This is a genomic window from Fodinicurvata sediminis DSM 21159 (genome assembly GCF_000420625.1).
In the GTDB taxonomy this organism is placed as follows: domain Bacteria; phylum Pseudomonadota; class Alphaproteobacteria; order Kiloniellales; family DSM-21159; genus Fodinicurvata; species Fodinicurvata sediminis.
The window spans coordinates 124,575-143,218 of sequence record NZ_ATVH01000020.1 but is presented as its reverse complement, the minus strand read 5'-3'; the positions used below and the strand labels follow the sequence as shown (position 1 = coordinate 143,218).

The following is an 18,644-nucleotide window of genomic DNA, read 5'->3' as shown; positions in this document are numbered from 1 at the left end:
CATGGAACGATACATATTCTCGCGCCCCCCTGAATCCTGAGCTCTCAACCCCGCCTACCCCTTCACCCCCGCCGTACCGGCCAGCCGCGCAGGCGGCAGTAGAGGGCCAGGCCGGCGGCAATCTGGGCGCGGCTGTGGCCCTTGCGTCGGCGGCGCTTGCGGTCGGTTTCGGCACAGCCCAGGCCATAGCCCAGCACATCCATGATGGTGGCATGCTCCACACCCTCGGCGGTGCACCAGCGCGCCCAGCGGAAATAGAGGTCCACCAGGCGCCGCGCGCCCTCGCCGTCAGCCGGGGTGCCATCCACCCGCTCGCGCGCCAGCGCGCAGGAGGCCAGGCCCATGCCACGCGCGATGGCGGAAAAGGCGTACCAGATGCACTCGGCGGCCGCCTGCTCCTCGGCGGTGAAACTGTCCCACAGCCGCGCGTCCAGGCGACGGCGGCGCGTGCGAGCCTGGGTCAGGGTCACCACGGCCAGGGATCCATCGTCCTGCCGCTCCAGGCGCTGGCCCAGGCGCAGCTCCACGGCGGTGGTCGGCGCTTGGCGCTCCTGCCAGGCGGCTGGGGTCGAGTGTTCAGCCGTCGCCCGTTGCAGGGCCAGGCGGCGGCGTGCCTGCGCGCGCGTCATCGACGCTCCTCCCCTGTCTGTTTCAGGCGCGCCGCCGCGCGGGCAGTGGTGCCGGGCAGGCGGGGCGAACGGAAGCCGCTGCGATAGGCAAGCGTGGCCTGCCGCGGCCGGCGGCAGCCCGCCGCCCGGTCCAGGCGGCCCGCCTCGTGCTCGCGGCGTTCGCGACAGGCTGGCGGCGGCAACCCCAGAGCTCGGCGCGTGGCCGCCGTGCTCATGCGTCCCCAGGCCACCCGGCTGGACAGACGTCCGGCCAGGGCCTCCAGTTCCTTCTGCCAGTCCCTTTGCCGGCGCTCCACCTCCTGCTGTCCCGCGTCCCGATTCCCCGGCTGCCCGTTCCGCATCCTGAAAGCTCCTTCCCTTGGGCTGTCCTTGTCGCTAGGATGTATGTTCCTGTTATGTTCTTTATACAGGCAAGCCTGTTCTGTATGCAACAATTTTTCTTGTTGATAACTTGTGGAAAGGATCCTATGCTTGGCCATCATGGACGAGACGGGCGAGATACGACCGCACCGCCTGGGCGAGATCGTGCGCCGCTGGCGCCAGGCTGCCGGCCTGTCGCAGCCGCAGCTGGCCGCGCGCCTGGGCGTGACGCAGCAGGCCCTGGCCCAGTTGGAGGCCGGACAGACGCGCGCGCCGCGTTACCTACTGCAGCTGGCCCAGGTCATGGACATGGAGCCCGGCGCCCTGGCCGCCGGGCAACTGCCGCCCGGCCTGGCGGCGGGGACACAGGATGAGGCAACCGAACCGGCACCCGTTCCGCCACAGCCAGACCCTCCACAACCAGACCCAAACGTGGCCGGCCCGCCACGGCCGGCGCCGCTGGGCGCGCGCGACCTGCCGGTCTTTGCCAGCGCCCAGGCGGGGCCCGACGGCATGATGGTCTCCTACGACCCCATCGAGTGGATCGAGCGCCCAGCGCCGTTGGCCGGCGTGCCGGACGCCTTCGCCATGTACGTGGTGAACGATTCCATGGAGCCGCGCTACCGCCAGGGGGACCTGCTACTGATCCATCCGCAGCGACCGGTGCGTCCGGGCAAGGACGTGCTGGTGATCTCGCGCGACAGCCTGCCGGCCGAGGCGGACGCCGCTCTACCGCCCGACGAGACCTTGAACCTGCAGGGCGACGATGAACACAGCGCCTGGATCAAGCAGCTCGTGCGCCTGGACGCGGGACAGGTCATCCTGCGCCAGCTGAACCCCGCCCGCGACTTCGCCCTGCCCCGCCAGCGCGTGGCCGGCCTGCACCTGGTGGTGGGCGTTTACTACGACTGAGCCGTGCCTGTTGACAGGCGGCCCTCAGCACAGCTGCTTCTCCATCGCATAATTATGCAGCCACAGGTCCACAACCTGGATATCCCGCCGGTGCAACACGCAATAGCCCTGGCGCAGGAAGAAGCCGCGTGCACCCTCACTGGCCTCCACGAAGAGGCGTTCCAGGCCGGCTTGGCGGGCCTGTCGCTCGATCAGGTCATGCAACTGCACGGCCAGGCCCTGTCCGGCCGATTCCGGCAGGCAATAGAGGAAGGCAAGATGACCGTCGGGCTCCAGGTCGGCAAAGGCCAGGGGCTGGTCTTCCGGCCCCACGGCCAGCCAGCGCCAGCGGCCGTCCTCTGCCTGGGCCTCGAACTGCGCCGGCGCGGGACAGAGCCCGGCCCAGGCCTGCACCTGCTCCGGGCTGTAGTGCCGCGGCCCCAGGCCCAGAACCGACGCCCGGTAGAGTGCGGCCAGGGCAGGACCATCACCCGCCTGGAAGGGCCGGACCCTCCCCGACGCCAGAGCGCCCTCATCTTCACGCTTCCCGGATGTCTTCCCGACCAAAGGCGATGGCATCACATGAGACTCCCTTGCTCCGGACACTCTTCAGCGAGCGATCCATCATAACGCGACCCATCCTAGCGTTGGAGGTTATTTACCAAACGTTCCTTTCCGACATCCAGCTGTGACCTGGTTTGGCAAAGAAACAAGTTTCCTTGTGAGTTCCCGGCTTGTGAACAAGGCGGTGGTGGGACAGTCTTTTCAACCTGTGCGGGGCTCGAGGGAACGGGTCTTCACAGCTTGTCCAATCGAGGGGAAGCATGAGCGAGGGGTCCTCACCGCGGCCAACCGGCCCGCAAAGCAGTTCGAAAGACACCACAGGGGCGAAGGGTCGCAGCCTGCCCGGCCGCCTGTTCAACATGCCCTATCTGCTGCTGCTCACCGCCGTGCTCTGCTGGTCGGGCAACGTGGTGATCGGACGCGCGGTCTATGAGGACGTGCCGCCAATTGCCCTGGGCTTCCTGCGCTGGTCGCTGGCGCTCCTGATCATCCTGCCGTTCACCTGGCGGCGCACGCTTCAGGATTGGCCCGTCATCCGCCGCTCCCTGCCAGTGGTCCTGCTGATCTCGGCCACCGGCATCGCCGCCTTCAACACCCTGGTCTATTTTGCGCTCAACCATACCCTGGCGCTGCACGGCGCCCTGCTGCAATCGACCATTCCGGTGCTGATCGTCGTCTTCTCCTTCGTCTTCTTCCGCGAGACCATGACACCCAAGCAGCTGCTGGGCGTGGGGTTGTCCATCGTGGGCGCCAGCATCATCGTCGGCCAGGGCAACCCCCTGGCGCTGCTGTCCATCCAGTTCAATCCGGGCGACATGATCCTGATGATCGCCTTCTGCTGCTATGGCATTTACGCCGTCTTCCTGCGCAAGCGGCCCCAGGTTCATCCGCTCAGCTTCATCACCGTGACCTTCACCATCGGCGTGGCCATGCTGTTCCCGGTTTTCCTGCTCGAGCTGACCTACGGGCGCCAGCCCAGCGCCAACCTGCCGACCATCGGCGCCGTGCTCTATGTGGCCTGTTTCGCCTCGGTCCTGGCCTATTTCTGCTTCAATCGCGGGGTGGAGCTGATCGGCGCCAACCGGGGCGGCCAGTTCATCCACCTGATTCCGGTCTTCGGCAGCCTGATGGCCGTCCTGTTCCTGGGCGAACGGCTCCACTGGTACCACGGTGTCGGCGTGGTCTTCACGGGCTTCGGCGTCTACCTGGCCGCCATCCAGAAAGCCGCCAAGGCACGCTGAGCCCCCCTGCCTATTCTTATCCGCGGGCCTATTCTTATCCGCAGGCCTATTCCTTCAGCAGCTGCAGCTCGGTGCTGAACTGCCCCTCGACCGAACGGCAGCTGTTGGGGTCGGCTTCCTCCATGATCCCCTCGCGCCGGCAGATGGTGGCCGTGAAGCTGCCTTCGGCATGCCCGGTCTCCTCGCCCAGTTCCAGGCTATCGAAGCTGATGTTGGCCGCGCCCGCCTCGGCGTCGCTGACGAAGAAGGGGTTGTCCAGGCCATCGGGAAACAGGTTGACGCCGGCATCCATCACCTCGGCACTGGTACCATTGTCCGCAACCGTCGCCTCGATATTCAGCACGTTCTTCAGCAAGGAATCTGCTTGTGGATCATGACCCTGAATGGCGATGTGCGTGGTCGCCCCGCTGCTGCGGAAGGTTGCCGTGGCAGCATCCTCCGCCGGTACGGCCAGGGTTTCCCAATGCCCCTCTTCGCCGGCGATGGTGGCCTGGATACGGCCCATTGGTTCCGTTTCCTGGGCCAGCGTCGTAGAGGCCAGCAGCACTGTCCCCAGTCCCGTAGCCAGAATAAGGGCGGTCCTGCCAAGCACGAAGGTCATGATGAAGAATCTCCTGTTCCTGTTGTCAAACGCCTGCACTTATCATGCAGGGAACGGAAAGGGTAGGTCAGCGCGCGTAGAAGTCCTGGCCCTGGTCATCGATCACCAGGAAGGCCGGCATGTCCTGAACCTCGATGCGCCAGACCGCTTCCATGCCCAACTCCGCGAAATCCAGGGTCTCGACCTTGCGGATGTGGTCCTGGGCGATGGCCGCGGCCGCCCCGCCCACGGTGCCCAAATAGAAACCGCAGTGATCGGCACAGGCCTGGCGCACCTCCGGGCTGCGGTTGCCCTTGCCCAGCGTCACCAGCGAGCCGCCGGCCGCCATGAAGGGCGCGGCATAGGGGTCCATGCGCGCCGAGGTCGTGGGCCCGAACGAGCCCGAGGCCATGCCCTCCGGCGTCTTGGCCGGCCCGGCATAATAGATGGGGTGGTCCTTGAAATAATCGGGCAGCGCTCCGCCGGCCTGCAGGCGTTCCAGCAGCTCGGCATGCACCACGTCGCGCGCCACGATCAGCGGGCCCGTCAGGCTCAGCTTCGTGCCCACCGGCTGGCCCGACAGGGTCCGGCGGATCGCCTCCATAGGCTGGTTCAGGTCCAGGCTCAGCGGCGCCGTGCCTTCGCCCTCGGAGAGTTCGGGCAGGAAGCGCTCGGGATGCGCCTCCAGCTTCTCCAGGAAGATGCCGTCGGCCGTGATCTTTGCCTTCACCTGGCGGTCGGCCGAGCAGGAGACGCCCAGGCCCACCGGCAGGCTGCCGGCATGGCGCGGCAGGCGGATCACCCGCACGTCGTGACAGAAGTACTTGCCGCCGAACTGCGCGCCGATGCCCAGCTTGCGCGTCATCTCCAGCACCTGCGCCTCCAGCTCGCGGTCGCGGAAGGCGCGGCCCGTGGCATCGCCCGTGGTGGGCAGGCCGTCCAGCGTGCGGCAGCTGGCCAGCTTCACGGTCTTCAGCGTCTGCTCCGCCGACAGGCCGCCGATGACGATGGCCAGGTGATAGGGCGGACAGGCCGCGGTGCCCAGGCTGGCCACCTTCTCTTCCAGGAAGGCGTGGAGCTTTTCGGGGTTCAGCAGCGCCTTGGTCTGCTGATAGAGGAAGGTCTTGTTGGCCGAGCCGCCGCCCTTGGCCACGAACAGCAGGTCATAGCTGTCGCCCGGTGCTGCGGCGATGTCGATCTGGGCGGGCAGGTTGGTGCCGGTGTTCTGTTCCTCGAACAGGCTCAGCGGCGCCAGCTGGCTGAAGCGCAGGTTGCGCTCGGCATAGGTGCGCGCGATGCCGGCGCTGAAGGCCGCGGCGTCGTCGCCTTCGCTCAGCACCTGCTGCCCCTTCTCGCCGACCACCAGCGCCGTGCCCGTGTCCTGGCAGGACGGCAGCACGCCGGCCGAGGCGATGACGGCGTTCTTCAGCAGCGAGCGCGCCACCTCCCGATCATTGTCCGAAGCCTCGGGATCCTCGAGGATGGATCGCAGCTGCTGCAAGTGCGAGGGCCGGAAACGGTGCGCCAGGTCGGCAAAGGCCCGCTCGGCCAGCGCCGACAACGCTTCCGGCTCCACGGTCAGGAAAGTGCGCGATCCGAGCTTTTCCACCGCAAGGCCCTCGGTGCCCAGGCTGACATACTCGGTCGCATCCGCGCCTTTCTGGAATAAGGGGCTGTAATCGTTCATGCACCCAGTCTAGCACCGGCAGTTGGGGATGGCACGCTTGGTAAGGTTGGGTTCCTGCCAAGGATAAAGACCTGTGCCGAGCCGCTTCGAGGCGCTCCCTTGCGGGAGCACACCTCAGCGTGAAGGTTATTTTTTATTCAGATTCAATATCTTAAAACTATCCTCATGTTGAGGTAGCCCGAAGGGCCCTCGAAACATCTCTGCCAAACCGGTCAAAACAACCCCGAAACAGCGGCAACCTGTTGATCACCCTCCTTACCGAAAACCACAAGGAAATGTTGGGCAATTGGCGCTGAACACGGCATACTGCCTTCGCTAAGGGGACACGGCGTTCGAACGGGGGGTTCGCAATGCAAGCGCTCTACCGCATCACGGTTCTGGCGCTGCTCAGTATCGCGATCGGCACTTTGGCATCGCTGGCCGCAATCGGTTTCGTGGAGCTGGTGGCCTGGCTGAACGATGTGTTGCTGGTCGCGCCACGTGCACGGATCGTCTGGGAAACCCGGCCACTGCTGGTCATGGCGGCGACCATCCTGGCACCCACGCTTGGGGGCCTGGTGGTGGGGCTGATGCTGTCCCGCCTGATCTCTCAGGGACGCGGTTTCACACCGCCCGACGCCATCCTGGCCGTCCAGACACGCACCCCTATGCCCTCCTTTCGCGACGGCATGGTCTCCAGCCTGGCGGCCGCGCTCTCGCTGGGCGCCGGCGCCTCGGTCGGGCAATACGGTCCCATGGCCTACCTTGGCGCCCAGATCGGCGCACTGGGCGCCCGGCTGAACCTGGGCATCGCCCATCTGCAGGGGGTCGCCATCGGCTGCGGCGTCGCCGCGGCCATCTCCACCGCCTTCAACGCCCCCATCGCCGGGCTGGTCTTCGCGCACGAGGTCATCCTGCGTCACTACTCCCTGCGCGCCTTCGCGCCGACCACGGTGGCGGCGGCCACCGGCTATGTCTTCGCCAACGTGGTGTTCGAACGCGAGCCGCTGTTCACCGTTGCCTTCGAGGGCGTAAAGCACAGCTATGAATTCGTCTTCTTCGCTCTCGAGGGCATTCTCTGCGCCTTCATCGCCATCGCCTTCATGCGCCTGATCCTGGCCTGCCAGAATCTTTCGGACCGCATGTCCCTGCCCTTCGCCTTCCGGCCCATGCTGGCAGGCCTGGCCGTGGGCCTGGTGGCCCTGGAGCTGCCCGAGGTCATGGGCATCGGCTACGAGGCCCTGCGCTTCGCCACGATCGAGGGCGCCTTTGCAGGCTACGAACTGGCCCTGCTGGTAGCGGCCAAGATCGTCCTGACCGCGCTCTGCCTCGGCTTCGGATTTCCGGGCGGCGTCTTCAGCCCCTCACTGCTCATCGGCATTCTGTTCGGCGCGCTCTTCGGCATGATCGTCGCGCAGTTCGCGCCCTTCCACACCTCGGGCATCGTCGTCTATGCGATCTGCGGCATGATGGCGGTGACCAGCCCCGTCATCGGCGCGCCGTTGACCACCATCATCGTCGTTTTCGAACTGACGCGCAGCTATCCGCTGACCATCGCGGCCATGGTGTCGGTGGTCTTTGCCAACCTGGTCGCCTTCCGCCTGTTCGGGCGGTCGATCTTCGACGTTCAGCTGCTGAAGCGGGGCTGCGACCTGGCCCGGGGCCGGGACGGTGCAATCCTGTCCCACACCTGCCTGACCGACTACATGGTCACGGACTATCCCCGCTGTGACCGGAAGGACAGCCTGGGCAGCCTGCGCGCACGCCTGCGCGAACAGAGCTGGGACACCCTCTTCGTCACCGATGCCGCGGGCCAGTACCTGGGCACCATCACGGCGCGGCACATCCTGGAACAGGAGTCCGAGTGCACGGCGGGCGAGGCCTGTGTGCGCAGCCCCGTGATCTTCGACGAGACCACCAGCATCCGGGCGGCCATGGACAGCCTGGTCGATTTCCTGGGCGAAGCCGCACCCGTGATCTCCGCGCAGGACGGGCGCCTGATCGGCGTGGCGCCGGAAGGCGTGGTCATCAGCGCCTACCTGGACATCTCCCGGGAATTGCGGAGGGAAGAAAATGAAGCGGCCTGAAGCCCTGCCGGCCCTGGTTCTGGGCCTGCTTCTCATCCCCGCGTCTGGCCCTGCGGCCGAGGACGAGACCCTGACCGTGGTCTCCTGGGGCGGTGTTTACGAGGAAAGCCAGCGCATCGCCTACTTCGATCCCTTCGAAGAGGAAACCGGTATCGAGGTCGAGGTGGTGGAATACGACGGCAACTTCGAGGGCCTGCGCAGGGAGCTAGAAAACGGCGATACCGAATGGGACGTCATCGACCTGGTCTCCGCCAATGCCCGCCGTGGCTGCAGCGAGGGGCTGCTGCGCCCCATCGATCCGGACATCCTGCCGCCTGCCCCCGACGGCACGCCGGCGCGCGAGGACTTCATCGAGGGGGCGCTGCTGCGCTGCGCCGTGGTGCAACTGGTCTTCTCCACCGTGGTCGCCTATGACGAACGGGCCTTTCCTGGCGAGAAACCAACGACCATCGAGGACCTGTTCGACACCCAGCGCTTTCCGGGCAAGCGGGCCTTCCGCAAGATGCCAGGCGCCATCCTGGAATGGGCCCTGCTGTCCTATGGCGTGCCCCGCTCGCAGCTCTACGACCTGCTCAGCACCCGGCGCGGCATGGACCTGGCCTTCCGCCGGCTGCAGGAGATTCGCGAGGACATCGTCTGGTGGCAGGATCCGGGCGAGCCCGCGCGCCTGCTGGCCGAGGGCGAGGTCGCCATGGCCAGCGGCTTCAACGGCCGCTTCTTCGAGGAACGCACCCAGGGCAGCCCCATCTCGATCATCTGGGACAACCAGATCCTGGACTACGACGCCTGGGCCATTCCGGCCAACAGCGACCAGCCCGAACTGGCGGAGCAGTTCATCGCCTTCGCCACCCAGCCCGAGCGCATGGCCGAACAGGTACGGCACATTCCCTATGGCCCCTCGCGACACTCGGCCATGCGGCGCCTTGGCCTGGACGAGCGCACCCTGGCCCCCATCACATCCCAGCTGCCCACGGCGGAGCACCACCTGGGCACGGCGATCTGGGAGGACAGCGAATGGTACGCGCGCACGGAAGCCTTCCGCCAGCGCCTGTTCGACAACTGGCTGGCGGAAGGTGACCCCTTCACAGACAGCAAGGGCGGAAGCTGAGGACGCCTACTCGGCCGCCACGCGCGGCGCCACCATCCGTACCGGGCCGGTAAACGCGATAATCGCGAACAGGATAGCGCCGGCCAAGACCAGCAGCGAGCTGACAATCACCATAGGCTCCAGCTGTGCCTGCCCGCGCAGCATCAGGTAGAGCATCGGCGACATCAGAACGACCCCGACCACATAGACTCCATACTGCAGCCTGGCCAGCCGCCGCTCGGCCTGCCCCGGATTGAAGGCGAAATAGGCCCCGAACAGCGCCGGTGTCACCCAGCCCAGCAGGTTGACATGCGCATGCGCGGCCAACGTGCTGTGGTCATGTGTCGCCGCCATGTGCAGGCCCATGACTATACCCAGCAGCAGGAAAACCGCCGCCGTGCGGAAGTAAAGCAGTGAAATGAAGGGCATCGCCCCCTCCCATGAATGGCGGCCATAGTAATGCAGGGCCGCATGACAGATCTGCTATACACCAACCACAACCGCTGTCTACTGCTCCCTACGGGGTACAGGCTTCCTCTCAAGTGCTGTCAACAGCACCGCCGCTGCCAACCTGTTTCGAGGGGCCGCTGCCGCGGCCCACCTCAACATGAGGATTCTTTTATCGCACTGATATAAAATATAAAATTTTCCTCACACTGAGGTGTGAGCGTTAGCGAACCTCGAAGTGGATTGGCACAGGCGGTTCGTTCGGCCCACCCCCTCCACCGGCAGCCATTGCTTCATCGCCCCGGCATGCCAAACTGCAGGGAACAGAGTCACCACATCCAATGCAGTGGACCAACATGACGGCTTATTCCATTCTCGACCTCGCCCCCATCGTCGATGGCGGTGACGCGGCGCAGTCCTTTGCCAACACGCGCGACCTGGCCCAGCATGCCGAGGGCTGGGGCTACAATCGCTACTGGCTGGCCGAGCACCATTCCATGCCGGGCATCGCCAGCGCCGCCACCGCCGTGGTCATCGGCCATGTGGCGGGCGCCACCTCGACCATCCGGGTGGGGGCCGGTGGCATCATGCTGCCCAACCATGCACCGCTGGTGATCGCTGAACAGTTCGGCACGCTGGAATCCCTCTATCCCGGCCGCATCGAGCTGGGTCTGGGACGCGCCCCCGGGTCTGACCAGACCACGGCCCGCGCCCTGCGCCGCAACCTGGACAGCGACCCCAACGCCTTCCCGCAGGATGTCCAGGAACTGCAGGCCTATTTCGCCGAGGCCCAACCGGGGCAGAAGGTACGCGCCGTGCCCGGTGCCGGGCTGAACGTGCCCATCTGGATCCTGGGCTCCAGCCTGTTCGGCGCACAGCTCGCCGCCGCGCTGGGCCTGCCCTACGCCTTCGCCTCGCACTTCGCGCCCGGCGAGATGATGAATGCCATCGACATCTACCGCAGCCGCTTCCAGCCCTCGGCCCAGCTGGACCGGCCCCATGTCATGCTGGGTCTCAACCTCTTCGCCGCCGACAGCGACGAAGAGGCGGAGCTGCTCTTCACCTCGCTGCAACAGGCCTTCGTGGCCCTGCGCACGGGCCGGCCCGGCCCGCTGCCGGCCCCCGACGCCCGCTTCCTTGAGCAGGTAGAGGGCCCGGCGCGCGAGATGCTGGAGCATGCGCTGGCCTGCACCGCCGTGGGCAGCCCGGACAGCGTGAAGGCACAGATCCGGCAGTTCCTTGAGAACACCCGCGCCGACGAGCTGATGCTGACCGGCCAGATCCATGACCACGCCGCCCGGCTGCGCAGCTTCGAGATCGGCGCCCAGGTCATGGCGGATCTGGCCGACTGAAGCCGGAACAGATTCCGTGTGGGCCCTTCCGACCTATGTCCTGGCGGCCTTTGCCGAGATCGGCGGCTGCTTCGCCTTCTGGGCCTGGCTGCGCCTGGACAGGTCGGCGCTGTGGCTGCTTCCCGGCATGGCCTGCCTGGCGCTCTTCGCCTGGGCCCTCACCCGCATCGACGTCGACTTTGCCGGCCGCGCCTATGCGGCCTATGGCGGCATCTACATCCTCTCTTCGCTGGCCTGGATGTGGGCGATCGAGGGGGCCCGGCCCGACCGATGGGACGTGATCGGGGCAGTCACCTGCATCCTGGGCGCCATGATCATCCTCTTCGGGCCGCGGCAGGCCTGAGCCAGGCTCATGGGTCTGCCACCACCGAAATGCCTGCACCTGTGCGCCAAGCCGGCAGCAATAGCTGCACCGCCTGCGCAACCAACATGATCCCGACAGGAAAACCGCACCGGTCCAACGAGCCCGAGGCGGCAATTGAAAGAACGGGAAGTTGGTTGGGCCTCAATCCTGACTCGAAGCGATGAGCTTGCACGCGAGCTTGCCGAATTACGGAGCCATCATCCCGAAACGGCCTTACCGGGTTCTCCGCCCGATGACCAGTGAGACACCGTCCTCGCCGGCAGACTCGCTATGAGGACAGGCCGCATCGAGCTGGAATTCGTCACCCTCGCGATAGGATCTGGTCTCGCCATTCATGGTGATTCTGAATTCACCCTTGGTGATCAGGCCCCAGACATCGTAGTCGTGCGCATGATCGTCCAGCCCCTCCAGGGGCGGCAAATCCCTTCGTACGATGATATCATATCCTTGCGATGAGACCTTTTTCTCGAAGGCGGATGTGTCAGTCATGATTTGTCTACCATCTTGCAAGTGATCGGGCGTTTGCACAGGCTCTCCGCTTCACGACTTCGATGAGAGCTGTACGTCTTTGTTTCTTGCGGCCTTCGAACAGGGGCAATTCGTAGGCACCTCCTCAAAGCTATTCCCGGTATCCCGTTTCTCAAGATCCGTCAGCCCCGCCTCCCATTCGACTTTGGAACCTGGACCTACTTCTCCGGGGCGGCCTGATTCCAAAGTGACAACGACGCTAGCATCCGCTGGGTCCTTTAAATCACCCTGTGATGAACCTGGCTTAATGAGAACCGCGGCACCAGTGAGGAGCGGCGCTAAAAAAGCCGCGCCAGATCCGGAGACCCGACGCGGCAGTTGGGGGCAGGAGGGAGGATGCAGGTCTTGAAGAGTTGGGTTGGGCAGGGCTCAACGCCCGCTGTAACGGACCCGCTGCTCGATCCAGGCGAAATCGTCCCCGTTTTCCTTCAGGATCGCAACAGAGCCGTCATTCTTGATGCCACTGGGGTTGGACGCGTACTGCGCACGCGGCGCGGCCTGGGTTTCATAGCGGGCATTGGCGTTCAGCGTGGCGTTGCCGCTGTAGCCTTCCAGGCCCGGATTGGCGGCCAGCCGGCCGGCCGTGTAGGAGGCCTCGCCACCGGCCGGGCTGTCCACGCTCTGGAAGGCCGTCTGGGCCTGCACGTGGCCGCCCGCATAGCCTTCGATGCTGGGATTGGTCTGTGCCAGGGCCGGCAGGGCCAGAAGAGTGGCCAGGCTGAAACCGATGACTGTTGCGCTTTGCTTGAACATGATGGATCTCCTTTCGTCTTTTCAGATCTTGACGACATCTCTGTCGATGCCGTCTCCTTAAGACAAAATTTATGTAATTCGCGCACTACAGTCCAATCACGTCGCATCCATATTTCGTTATCATGGATCGATATCCAATCACGAGAATGTGATGACTTTGTGATATTTTGTATATTCTATATTTATTTAATTGTATCCAAGAAAAATGACTGAGCCCTGTTGCTGTTGACCGCTTCAACCGTAACGGTCAGCAGATGCTCCGCCCCGCCCGGCAGCGCCACCACAGCAGGCCAAAGCCGATCAGCGGGATCAGGATGTCGGAATAGAAGATCACCCCGGCATTGCCCGGCGCGAAGTTGCCCGCCGTCACCATCTGATAGACATGGCCGCCGGCCGCGCCCCACAGGAAGCAGGCTGGCCCCACCACGGCCGCCAGGCGCAGGCCGAAGCTGCCGCGAAAGGCCAGGAAGCCAACCACCGCGAAGCCCAGGCTGGCAAAGCCCACCTCGGCCTGGAACGGACTGTCCGCCCAGCCGATGAAGGCGGCCGCCATCGCGCCGAAGAAGACATGCATGACGAAGTTGTAGAGGAAGCTGACGCCGATGGAGAAGAACAGGAACCAGGCCAGCAGCTTCTCAGCCACATCCTCTTGCGTCGGCGGCTTTTTCATGCGCAGCAGCGCCACAACCGCGACGATCAGGCCAAGCACGAAGAAGCTCAGCGTGAAATTGGACAGGATGAACTTGATTGCGGCTTCCATATCTCGCACCCCCAAGTTGAAGACAGCTGGAAGACTACATCGCCTTCATTACAGGCGCCAGCGGTTGCGCCCTTGCCACGACACTCCAGGCGGCACGGACGCCTTGTGAGTCAACAAGAGGAGGAATTTAACTTATCGATAAAGAGACAAATCCCCCATTCCGAGGCGCACGCCCCCAAGGCGTGCCTCGAAGCAGCCTTTCCGGAGCCCATTGAAGAATATGGGGTATCGACGAACCCGCTGCCCCCTGGACCCTCGACAGTTTGGCCCCTCGACAGTCTGGGAGCCCGTCACACCAGAAGCCCTACACACGCCAAAAGAATGTCACACTTGTCTACTTGGCACGGACCATCGGGAGAAATACTTCATCTGTTACAGCCTGCCCCCATGGGCGGCGCCGACAGGATGGAAGACAAGAAGGTTTCAAGAAGACAAGCAGAGGGAGCGTTCCCCGAACCAGCCGCATTCTCGCGCCGACACAGTCTGGCTGCGACCTGCCCCGAGACAGTTTCTCGCACAAGGTACCTCCTCCCTCCTCCTGCCCTGCCCTGTGCAAGGAGGGACCTGAAGCCGCCCGGCCCCGCCGGACGGCTTCCTTTTTATCCGGGGCCTGGAATGGAACCGCAAGCAAGCCCCGGATCTCGCCTCAAGTGGATCAGGCCGCGCGGCGCTTGCCGGACCTGCCGGTCGCGCGCTTCGCTCTGGCCGGCGCGGCCGGGCGCGGATCATTGGCAGGCGCGGGCAGTCTGTCTGCGGAAGCCGAGCCCAGCGCGGAGGGCGATCTAGCCGCCCTCAAAGCCGGCGCCATCAGGCGCGGAACGGCCAACCAGCACACCAGCAGGGAAACGCCCGCAACGGCGGCGATCTCCAGCCAGCGGGTTTCGGACTCGAGATTGAACAGGAAGACGGCCAGGTGGAACACACCGAACATGAACAAAACGACAAGCGGCAGAATAACGGCGAGCCCTCCAAGATCGCTCTGGGTCCAGGCCCCGGGATTCGGGCGGCGAAACTGGCCATAGGCCAAGGCAAACAACAGGGCGGTCGCGGCCAGCATGCCGACGCCAAGAATGGCGTTCATTTTTACCTCCAGGAGGCAAGGCGCAGCGAAACCGCAGGATGCTCATGCAACCCCCGGCTCATGCGCGGATGATTTGATGTGTGTAGGTCCTGAGCGGTTTGTAAGAGGGTGATGAAAATAATGTTAGTCGCCCTGGCCTGCGTCAGGAGGGAGCTCTTAATTGATTGATAAAAAACGAAATTTCCAGTCATAGGCGACTTCAGGACGCGCCCCTTTCCACCTGCAAGTGCCCCTTCGCGCTCCCGCACCATTCCTTGACCCAAAGTATAAACTTTAGTATATACTAAGATGCGTCAAACTGAGCGAGGGCGGCCATGGATACACGCAAGACCATCAAGAAAATCGGGAACAGCGCTTTCCTCCCGCTCTCCCAGGATATTCTTAAGGAATTGAAGGCTGACGTGGGCTCGACCCTACGCGTCTCCGTATCCGAAGGACAGTTCACGGCCCAGGTTGAAGACAGCCACTACGACGAGACCTGGCGGGCCGCGGACCGCATGGCCTCACGCTATGCCCGCACCCTATGCCTTTTCGGGCAATGACACGCAGACAGCTTCGCCAGATACCCGTGCAACCGGGCAATAGGGCATGAGCGTCAACAGTTACGTCTGGCCGCATCCCCAGGCGGTGGTCGACCGGCTTGCCCGTTTCATGGAGGACCATGACGAGAAGCTGGTGGTCACCTCTCCCGATGACCTCAGCACAGGCTTCGAGCGTGCGCGAACCTACGCCGATGACGATCCCCAGGCCACTGCAGCCCTGCTCTCGGCTCTGGTCTTCGAGGGGATCGTGACACGTCATGCTCTGCTGGACGGCAACAAGCGCCTGGCCTGGCTGGCCGCCATGACCTTCCTGGTGATGAACGGCATCTACCTCGACGCCCCGGAGGAAGACGCCTACGAAGCCGGCATGTCCGTCATCCGGCACGAGACGACTGTGACGGACCTCGCCGGGTTTATCGAACGCTACAGCCGCCCACTGGTCGAATAGCTCTATCTCCTTGGCAGTAGCACGTCATTCCACGAAATTGCGCTCACGCACGCGTTTGAAGATATCATAGACAAGATGTTCTTGAGCAGCCAAACGCCTTGAGAGCCCGCACGTCCCCGCGGCGCGTCTTCATGGTTCAAGAAACCACTACAGGAGTCAGCTGAGGAAAATCTTCATACCAATCCGCATGACTGCCGGAATGGTTCTCCATCCCCGGCTTGGTCAGACAGCCTTTCGGCGTCACGTAGCTGTCGATCCGGCGCAGCGATCGCTCGTGCCACTGTATGTTGAAGGCGGCCAGTTTCGGAAAGAAATAGAGCGTCGAGTAAGGCAAGTGGTCGTGGATCCACCATGCAAGCGCACGCCAATCGGCACCGGCTTCGAAGCGATCGGCGAACCACGGGACCACGACACAGGCAGTCGCACCCATGCAGTTGTCTCCGTCGGTACGGTCCCAGATGTGATGGGCGTAATTGGCCTCGTTGCTCGAGCAGTTCAGGCCGTTCCTGTTTCCGTACGCGTTGACTTTGCAGGAGCGATAAGCCGAGCGAATGGCAACCCGGCCGAAGGTCGCGTGCAGAGGTTCGAGAAGCTCTTCACACAGCCGCTCGCCCGCAGCGATGGCGAGATCGGGATCATCCGGGATATTGGGAATGCCATGGAAAGCAGCGATCTCGGAATGGAGGAAGTCGCGCATATAGAAGCTCTTTGAAAGCCGGACTCGCCCAAGCTCCTCCAGCGCCTTCATTGTCTTTGGTTTTTTCATTTGCCCTCCCTGATCGACACACCGGTCCCCTATCCCGTCTCTCCCGCGAGTTCCTGGCTGACCTCCATGACCTTCCTGGTGATGAACGGCGTCTATCTCGACGCCCCGGAAGAAGACACCTACGAAGCCGGCATGTCCGTCACCCGGCACGAGACGACCGTGACGGATCTTGCCAAGTTCATCGAACGCTACAGCCGTCCGCTGGTGGAATAGCCCATAATTATACTAAAGATTATGAATTTTGGGTGCTATGTATTCACAAATAAATCAGGTCACCTAATCGCAATTGCCTAAAACGTATTTTCAAGTCTAGCGCCTATAATCGATGCTTTGGGCTTTGGTAGCTCGTCCCATGTGCGACCATCCAACATCCGACCAGTTTTCTTCTTGTTCACCCCCCCCCACTGCTTGAAATGGAAAGCCACATCATCAGCGACACACTGGTCACGGATATCACGCACCCATTCTGGATTGAGTGATCGTGCATTAGGGCCACTCTCCCCACCCGCTATCACCCAATCAATACTTGTTAGGTTCATTCCATAAAGTGGTCCAAGGAGAGGCTCTAAGCTTAGAAATTTGACGCATGCTCCGCTGTGCCGAAGATGGTCAATTCGGTACAGATAGTCTTCATTCTCAACACTAACACCCATCCACACATTCTCTGGCCAATCGAATTCATGGGATAGGGCTTCAAGACGCTCAGCACGCTTTGTTAGTATCTGGTACGTGTGTTGAGGAGTCTCGCGCATCGTCGAAAAGACGCGTTGCATAAAGGATAGCGGCACTTCTTCATGAAAAAGATCCGACATGGAATTCACGAATATCATTCGTCCGGTTTTCCATGTTCGCGGCAAATCAACGGTCGCTTCGTCGACTCGCACCGTACCATTCCATTTTGGCCGCCCACCAGAGATCCGTGTCGTACCGGCATACTTGGCCTGGCCCATTGCCTCCAGACGGTGTGCCATCCGCATGGCGTAACAGTTCGTACAGCCTGGGGATATGATTGAACATCCAACAACAGGATTCCACGTTGCCTCTGTCCACTCGATTGAGGAGTTAGTCGCCATCCGCTGCTCCTTCTGGAAATTTTATGAGGACATGGTCCGGATAGGTTCCTCTGCGCCGTTTGCCTTTCGTTGAATTGACTGACACAACGCCCCCTTCTTCGAGTTCCTCAATCACCGCTTTATAGTTCTTTTTGACATACGGTGTATCGACGCTATGGGTCTGATAAATATGGTTGAGAGTGACCTCCTGACCCGCAAACTTCATCAAAAGACTTTTCCGCAGTTTGCTTAAAGGCTGCGCAAGAGAGAACAATAGCGGCATGGAGGCGTCTGCTGGGGAATATGTAAAAGATGGCACGCCTTCATCTTCTGTCGAGCTTTCTTTGGCCATGATATCTTTCATGATCTCATAGCCCTTAAAATTCTTCGAAACGAAAATTAGCTTGTGCGAAGTCCGTGAACCGGCTGCATTCTTGAAGGTAAACGGCAAAACGTACCTACCACCAAGGTCTTTAATTTCGTTAGCAAGCTCCTCTAGGATTGCTGCTTCACGAAGATCAGGGGGCAGACCCGGTAGTGTCCCTCGAAGCTTGTCAGCACGCGTTTTGCTGAAAAGCGCATCAATATGAGGAGTGACGATCTCATTGGAGATTCCGGCGTTGATGCGATTATAGTTAAAGAAAAACACGCAATCGCACCCCCAGTCCTTGATAACACCTTTAACTATTTTGGATGAAAGTCCTTTGTATCCGAATGGGTCAATGAAGGAAAATGCGGGTATTAGGCGCGTTTCGTTAAAATAGTGTTCGGCTTCATCGTCAACTGCCCCACAGCGTATCACTGGCGCATACTTTAGTCTGTTAATATCTGGAAATTTTCTGATTTCTTCTTCGAGAGCTCGGGTATTGGCACTCTCAGCATCATTAAAATATGAGACAAGCATCTGAGATATCTTGGGATGGTTGATTGCAGTCCTCAGAATGTACAAGGGTGTTGACTCGGCACCGTCCTTATAGCGACCAGGGCCCGCATACAGATCTATGTATGCGATCTTACCCCCTCTTTGTTCTGCGGTCGGCATAATGACCCGTGCCCACGCAAAGAAGTACTTTGTGATAATCCGAGCCTTGGCTTCGGATTGCTCTTTTCTTTCTTCAAAAAACTTCTCGGTCATGAGGTTTTCCGAATCATTTGGTTGCTTAGAGTTTCGATAAATGCATCATAGAACAAAATAAGAACGGACACAATTTCAGATCGCTGATATACCCCAATCTACTCAACTAGATGATGTGGGGAGCAAAAAGGAAGTCTCGTTCATAGAAGCCTCGCCGTACTATTGGCTGGCATCAACGACGTAATCGGCTGTGAAATAGTGAGTCCTACAGACTGCTGATCGACATCAAGATTGTCGCATTAGAAAGAATGCGTCCTCATGCTCGAGGTGACAGCTTTCATCGCAATAGATGTTGAACAGCTGCGATGTTG

The 18,644-nt window shown here is 62.0% G+C and carries 22 protein-coding genes; 9 read left to right on the top strand and 13 right to left on the bottom strand.

Translation table 11 applies throughout. From position 1 onward, the window contains the following. Positions 1-62: 62 nt before the first annotated feature. Positions 63-629, bottom strand: coding sequence for a hypothetical protein (locus tag G502_RS0117750; protein WP_022730030.1), 567 nt, complete (start codon positions 627-629; stop codon positions 63-65). After that, complete coding sequence (locus tag G502_RS0117745) at positions 626-970, bottom strand: hypothetical protein (RefSeq protein WP_022730029.1); 345 nt, start codon at positions 968-970, stop codon at positions 626-628. Before G502_RS0117745 ends, G502_RS0117750 begins: the two co-directional genes overlap by 4 nt. 139 nt (positions 971-1,109) lie before the next feature. On the opposite strand from G502_RS0117745, the gene G502_RS21750 reads away from it, so the two are divergent. After that, positions 1,110-1,901 (top strand): XRE family transcriptional regulator, encoded by a 792-nt coding sequence (locus G502_RS21750; protein ID WP_245560795.1) that lies wholly within the window; start codon positions 1,110-1,112, stop codon positions 1,899-1,901. A 24-nt stretch (positions 1,902-1,925) separates the two neighbouring features. On the opposite strand, the gene G502_RS0117735 is transcribed toward G502_RS21750, so the two are convergent. Then, positions 1,926-2,459, bottom strand: coding sequence for a GNAT family N-acetyltransferase (locus G502_RS0117735; RefSeq protein ID WP_022730027.1), 534 nt, complete (start codon positions 2,457-2,459; stop codon positions 1,926-1,928). Between the two features lie 245 nt (positions 2,460-2,704). Between G502_RS0117735 and G502_RS0117730 the strand changes: the two genes are divergently transcribed. Further along, complete coding sequence (locus G502_RS0117730) at positions 2,705-3,685, top strand: DMT family transporter (RefSeq protein ID WP_022730026.1); 981 nt, start codon at positions 2,705-2,707, stop codon at positions 3,683-3,685. Between the two features lie 46 nt (positions 3,686-3,731). On the opposite strand, the gene G502_RS0117725 is transcribed toward G502_RS0117730, so the two are convergent. Next, positions 3,732-4,286, bottom strand: a complete 555-nt coding sequence (locus tag G502_RS0117725; protein WP_022730025.1) for a hypothetical protein — start codon at positions 4,284-4,286, stop codon at positions 3,732-3,734. A gap of 67 nt (positions 4,287-4,353) precedes the next feature. Continuing rightward, on the bottom strand, positions 4,354-5,952 hold the full coding sequence (locus G502_RS0117720; protein WP_022730024.1) for a FumA C-terminus/TtdB family hydratase beta subunit: 1,599 nt from the start codon (positions 5,950-5,952) through the stop codon (positions 4,354-4,356). Between the two features lie 350 nt (positions 5,953-6,302). Here G502_RS0117720 and G502_RS0117715 point away from each other — a divergent pair, with 350 nt between their 5' ends. Together G502_RS0117715 and G502_RS21125 are read left to right on the top strand one after the other, a co-directional pair. After that, a complete protein-coding gene (locus G502_RS0117715) occupies positions 6,303-8,018 on the top strand; it encodes a chloride channel protein (RefSeq protein ID WP_022730023.1) in 1,716 nt (571 codons plus the stop codon). Continuing rightward, positions 8,005-9,126, top strand: a complete 1,122-nt coding sequence (locus G502_RS21125) for an ABC transporter substrate-binding protein (protein ID WP_022730022.1) — start codon at positions 8,005-8,007, stop codon at positions 9,124-9,126. Before G502_RS0117715 ends, G502_RS21125 begins: the two co-directional genes overlap by 14 nt. Positions 9,127-9,132: 6 nt before the next feature. On the opposite strand, the gene G502_RS0117705 is transcribed toward G502_RS21125, so the two are convergent. After that, complete coding sequence (locus tag G502_RS0117705) at positions 9,133-9,534, bottom strand: hypothetical protein (RefSeq protein WP_022730021.1); 402 nt, start codon at positions 9,532-9,534, stop codon at positions 9,133-9,135. Between the two features lie 359 nt (positions 9,535-9,893). Here G502_RS0117705 and G502_RS0117700 point away from each other — a divergent pair, with 359 nt between their 5' ends. Beyond that, a complete protein-coding gene (locus tag G502_RS0117700) occupies positions 9,894-10,904 on the top strand; it encodes an LLM class flavin-dependent oxidoreductase (RefSeq protein ID WP_022730020.1) in 1,011 nt (336 codons plus the stop codon). 16 nt (positions 10,905-10,920) lie between these two features. Further along, a complete protein-coding gene (locus tag G502_RS0117695; protein ID WP_022730019.1) occupies positions 10,921-11,247 on the top strand; it encodes a YnfA family protein in 327 nt (108 codons plus the stop codon). Between the two features lie 234 nt (positions 11,248-11,481). Here G502_RS0117695 and G502_RS0117690 read toward each other — a convergent pair whose 3' ends face one another. From G502_RS0117690 to G502_RS0117675, 4 genes are all read right to left on the bottom strand, one after another. Continuing rightward, positions 11,482-11,757, bottom strand: coding sequence for a cupin domain-containing protein (locus G502_RS0117690; RefSeq protein ID WP_022730018.1), 276 nt, complete (start codon positions 11,755-11,757; stop codon positions 11,482-11,484). A gap of 408 nt (positions 11,758-12,165) precedes the next feature. Next, a complete protein-coding gene (locus tag G502_RS0117685) occupies positions 12,166-12,549 on the bottom strand; it encodes a hypothetical protein (RefSeq protein ID WP_022730017.1) in 384 nt (127 codons plus the stop codon). Positions 12,550-12,796: 247 nt separating this feature from the next. Continuing rightward, complete coding sequence (locus G502_RS0117680; RefSeq protein WP_022730016.1) at positions 12,797-13,309, bottom strand: DUF6790 family protein; 513 nt, start codon at positions 13,307-13,309, stop codon at positions 12,797-12,799. 655 nt (positions 13,310-13,964) lie between these two features. After that, positions 13,965-14,390, bottom strand: coding sequence for a hypothetical protein (locus G502_RS0117675; RefSeq protein ID WP_022730015.1), 426 nt, complete (start codon positions 14,388-14,390; stop codon positions 13,965-13,967). A gap of 314 nt (positions 14,391-14,704) precedes the next feature. On the opposite strand from G502_RS0117675, the gene G502_RS0117665 reads away from it, so the two are divergent. Continuing rightward, the gene (locus G502_RS0117665) at positions 14,705-14,932 is read left to right on the top strand and encodes an AbrB/MazE/SpoVT family DNA-binding domain-containing protein (protein ID WP_022730013.1); all 228 of its coding nucleotides are present in this window, start codon (positions 14,705-14,707) and stop codon (positions 14,930-14,932) included. A gap of 46 nt (positions 14,933-14,978) precedes the next feature. After that, positions 14,979-15,380 (top strand): type II toxin-antitoxin system death-on-curing family toxin, encoded by a 402-nt coding sequence (locus G502_RS21745; protein ID WP_022730012.1) that lies wholly within the window; start codon positions 14,979-14,981, stop codon positions 15,378-15,380. Positions 15,381-15,516: 136 nt separating this feature from the next. Here G502_RS21745 and G502_RS0117655 read toward each other — a convergent pair whose 3' ends face one another. Further along, positions 15,517-16,146: a hypothetical protein gene (locus tag G502_RS0117655; RefSeq protein ID WP_022730011.1), complete on the bottom strand. Its 630-nt coding sequence runs from the start codon at positions 16,144-16,146 to the stop codon at positions 15,517-15,519. On the opposite strand from G502_RS0117655, the gene G502_RS0117650 reads away from it, so the two are divergent. Continuing rightward, a complete protein-coding gene (locus G502_RS0117650; RefSeq protein ID WP_022730010.1) occupies positions 16,147-16,359 on the top strand; it encodes a hypothetical protein in 213 nt (70 codons plus the stop codon). A gap of 77 nt (positions 16,360-16,436) precedes the next feature. On the opposite strand, the gene G502_RS0117645 is transcribed toward G502_RS0117650, so the two are convergent. After that, a complete protein-coding gene (locus G502_RS0117645; RefSeq protein ID WP_022730009.1) occupies positions 16,437-17,219 on the bottom strand; it encodes a DUF5131 family protein in 783 nt (260 codons plus the stop codon). Then, positions 17,209-18,333, bottom strand: a complete 1,125-nt coding sequence (locus tag G502_RS0117640; protein WP_022730008.1) for a three-Cys-motif partner protein TcmP — start codon at positions 18,331-18,333, stop codon at positions 17,209-17,211. Before G502_RS0117640 ends, G502_RS0117645 begins: the two co-directional genes overlap by 11 nt. Positions 18,334-18,644 lie beyond the last annotated feature (311 nt).

What these genes read in the sequence shown, in the direction of transcription:
- G502_RS0117665 (WP_022730013.1), top strand. Translation starts at nt 14,705, where the DNA reads ATGGATACACGCAAGACCATCAAGAAAATCGGGAACAGCGCTTTCCTC.
- G502_RS21745 (WP_022730012.1), top strand. Translation starts at nt 14,979, where the DNA reads ATGAGCGTCAACAGTTACGTCTGGCCGCATCCCCAGGCGGTGGTCGAC.
- G502_RS0117725 (WP_022730025.1), bottom strand. Translation starts at nt 4,286, where the DNA reads ATGACCTTCGTGCTTGGCAGGACCGCCCTTATTCTGGCTACGGGACTG.
- G502_RS0117720 (WP_022730024.1), bottom strand. Translation starts at nt 5,952, where the DNA reads ATGAACGATTACAGCCCCTTATTCCAGAAAGGCGCGGATGCGACCGAG.
- G502_RS0117640 (WP_022730008.1), bottom strand. Translation starts at nt 18,333, where the DNA reads ATGACCGAGAAGTTTTTTGAAGAAAGAAAAGAGCAATCCGAAGCCAAG.
- G502_RS0117675 (WP_022730015.1), bottom strand. Translation starts at nt 14,390, where the DNA reads ATGAACGCCATTCTTGGCGTCGGCATGCTGGCCGCGACCGCCCTGTTG.
- G502_RS0117730 (WP_022730026.1), top strand. Translation starts at nt 2,705, where the DNA reads ATGAGCGAGGGGTCCTCACCGCGGCCAACCGGCCCGCAAAGCAGTTCG.
- G502_RS0117655 (WP_022730011.1), bottom strand. Translation starts at nt 16,146, where the DNA reads ATGAAAAAACCAAAGACAATGAAGGCGCTGGAGGAGCTTGGGCGAGTC.
- G502_RS0117700 (WP_022730020.1), top strand. Translation starts at nt 9,894, where the DNA reads ATGCAGTGGACCAACATGACGGCTTATTCCATTCTCGACCTCGCCCCC.
- G502_RS21125 (WP_022730022.1), top strand. Translation starts at nt 8,005, where the DNA reads ATGAAGCGGCCTGAAGCCCTGCCGGCCCTGGTTCTGGGCCTGCTTCTC.
- G502_RS0117705 (WP_022730021.1), bottom strand. Translation starts at nt 9,534, where the DNA reads ATGCCCTTCATTTCACTGCTTTACTTCCGCACGGCGGCGGTTTTCCTG.
- G502_RS0117745 (WP_022730029.1), bottom strand. Translation starts at nt 970, where the DNA reads ATGCGGAACGGGCAGCCGGGGAATCGGGACGCGGGACAGCAGGAGGTG.
- G502_RS0117690 (WP_022730018.1), bottom strand. Translation starts at nt 11,757, where the DNA reads ATGACTGACACATCCGCCTTCGAGAAAAAGGTCTCATCGCAAGGATAT.
- G502_RS0117750 (WP_022730030.1), bottom strand. Translation starts at nt 629, where the DNA reads ATGACGCGCGCGCAGGCACGCCGCCGCCTGGCCCTGCAACGGGCGACG.
- G502_RS0117645 (WP_022730009.1), bottom strand. Translation starts at nt 17,219, where the DNA reads ATGGCGACTAACTCCTCAATCGAGTGGACAGAGGCAACGTGGAATCCT.
- G502_RS0117685 (WP_022730017.1), bottom strand. Translation starts at nt 12,549, where the DNA reads ATGTTCAAGCAAAGCGCAACAGTCATCGGTTTCAGCCTGGCCACTCTT.
- G502_RS0117680 (WP_022730016.1), bottom strand. Translation starts at nt 13,309, where the DNA reads ATGGAAGCCGCAATCAAGTTCATCCTGTCCAATTTCACGCTGAGCTTC.
- G502_RS0117715 (WP_022730023.1), top strand. Translation starts at nt 6,303, where the DNA reads ATGCAAGCGCTCTACCGCATCACGGTTCTGGCGCTGCTCAGTATCGCG.
- G502_RS0117735 (WP_022730027.1), bottom strand. Translation starts at nt 2,459, where the DNA reads ATGCCATCGCCTTTGGTCGGGAAGACATCCGGGAAGCGTGAAGATGAG.
- G502_RS21750 (WP_245560795.1), top strand. Translation starts at nt 1,110, where the DNA reads ATGGACGAGACGGGCGAGATACGACCGCACCGCCTGGGCGAGATCGTG.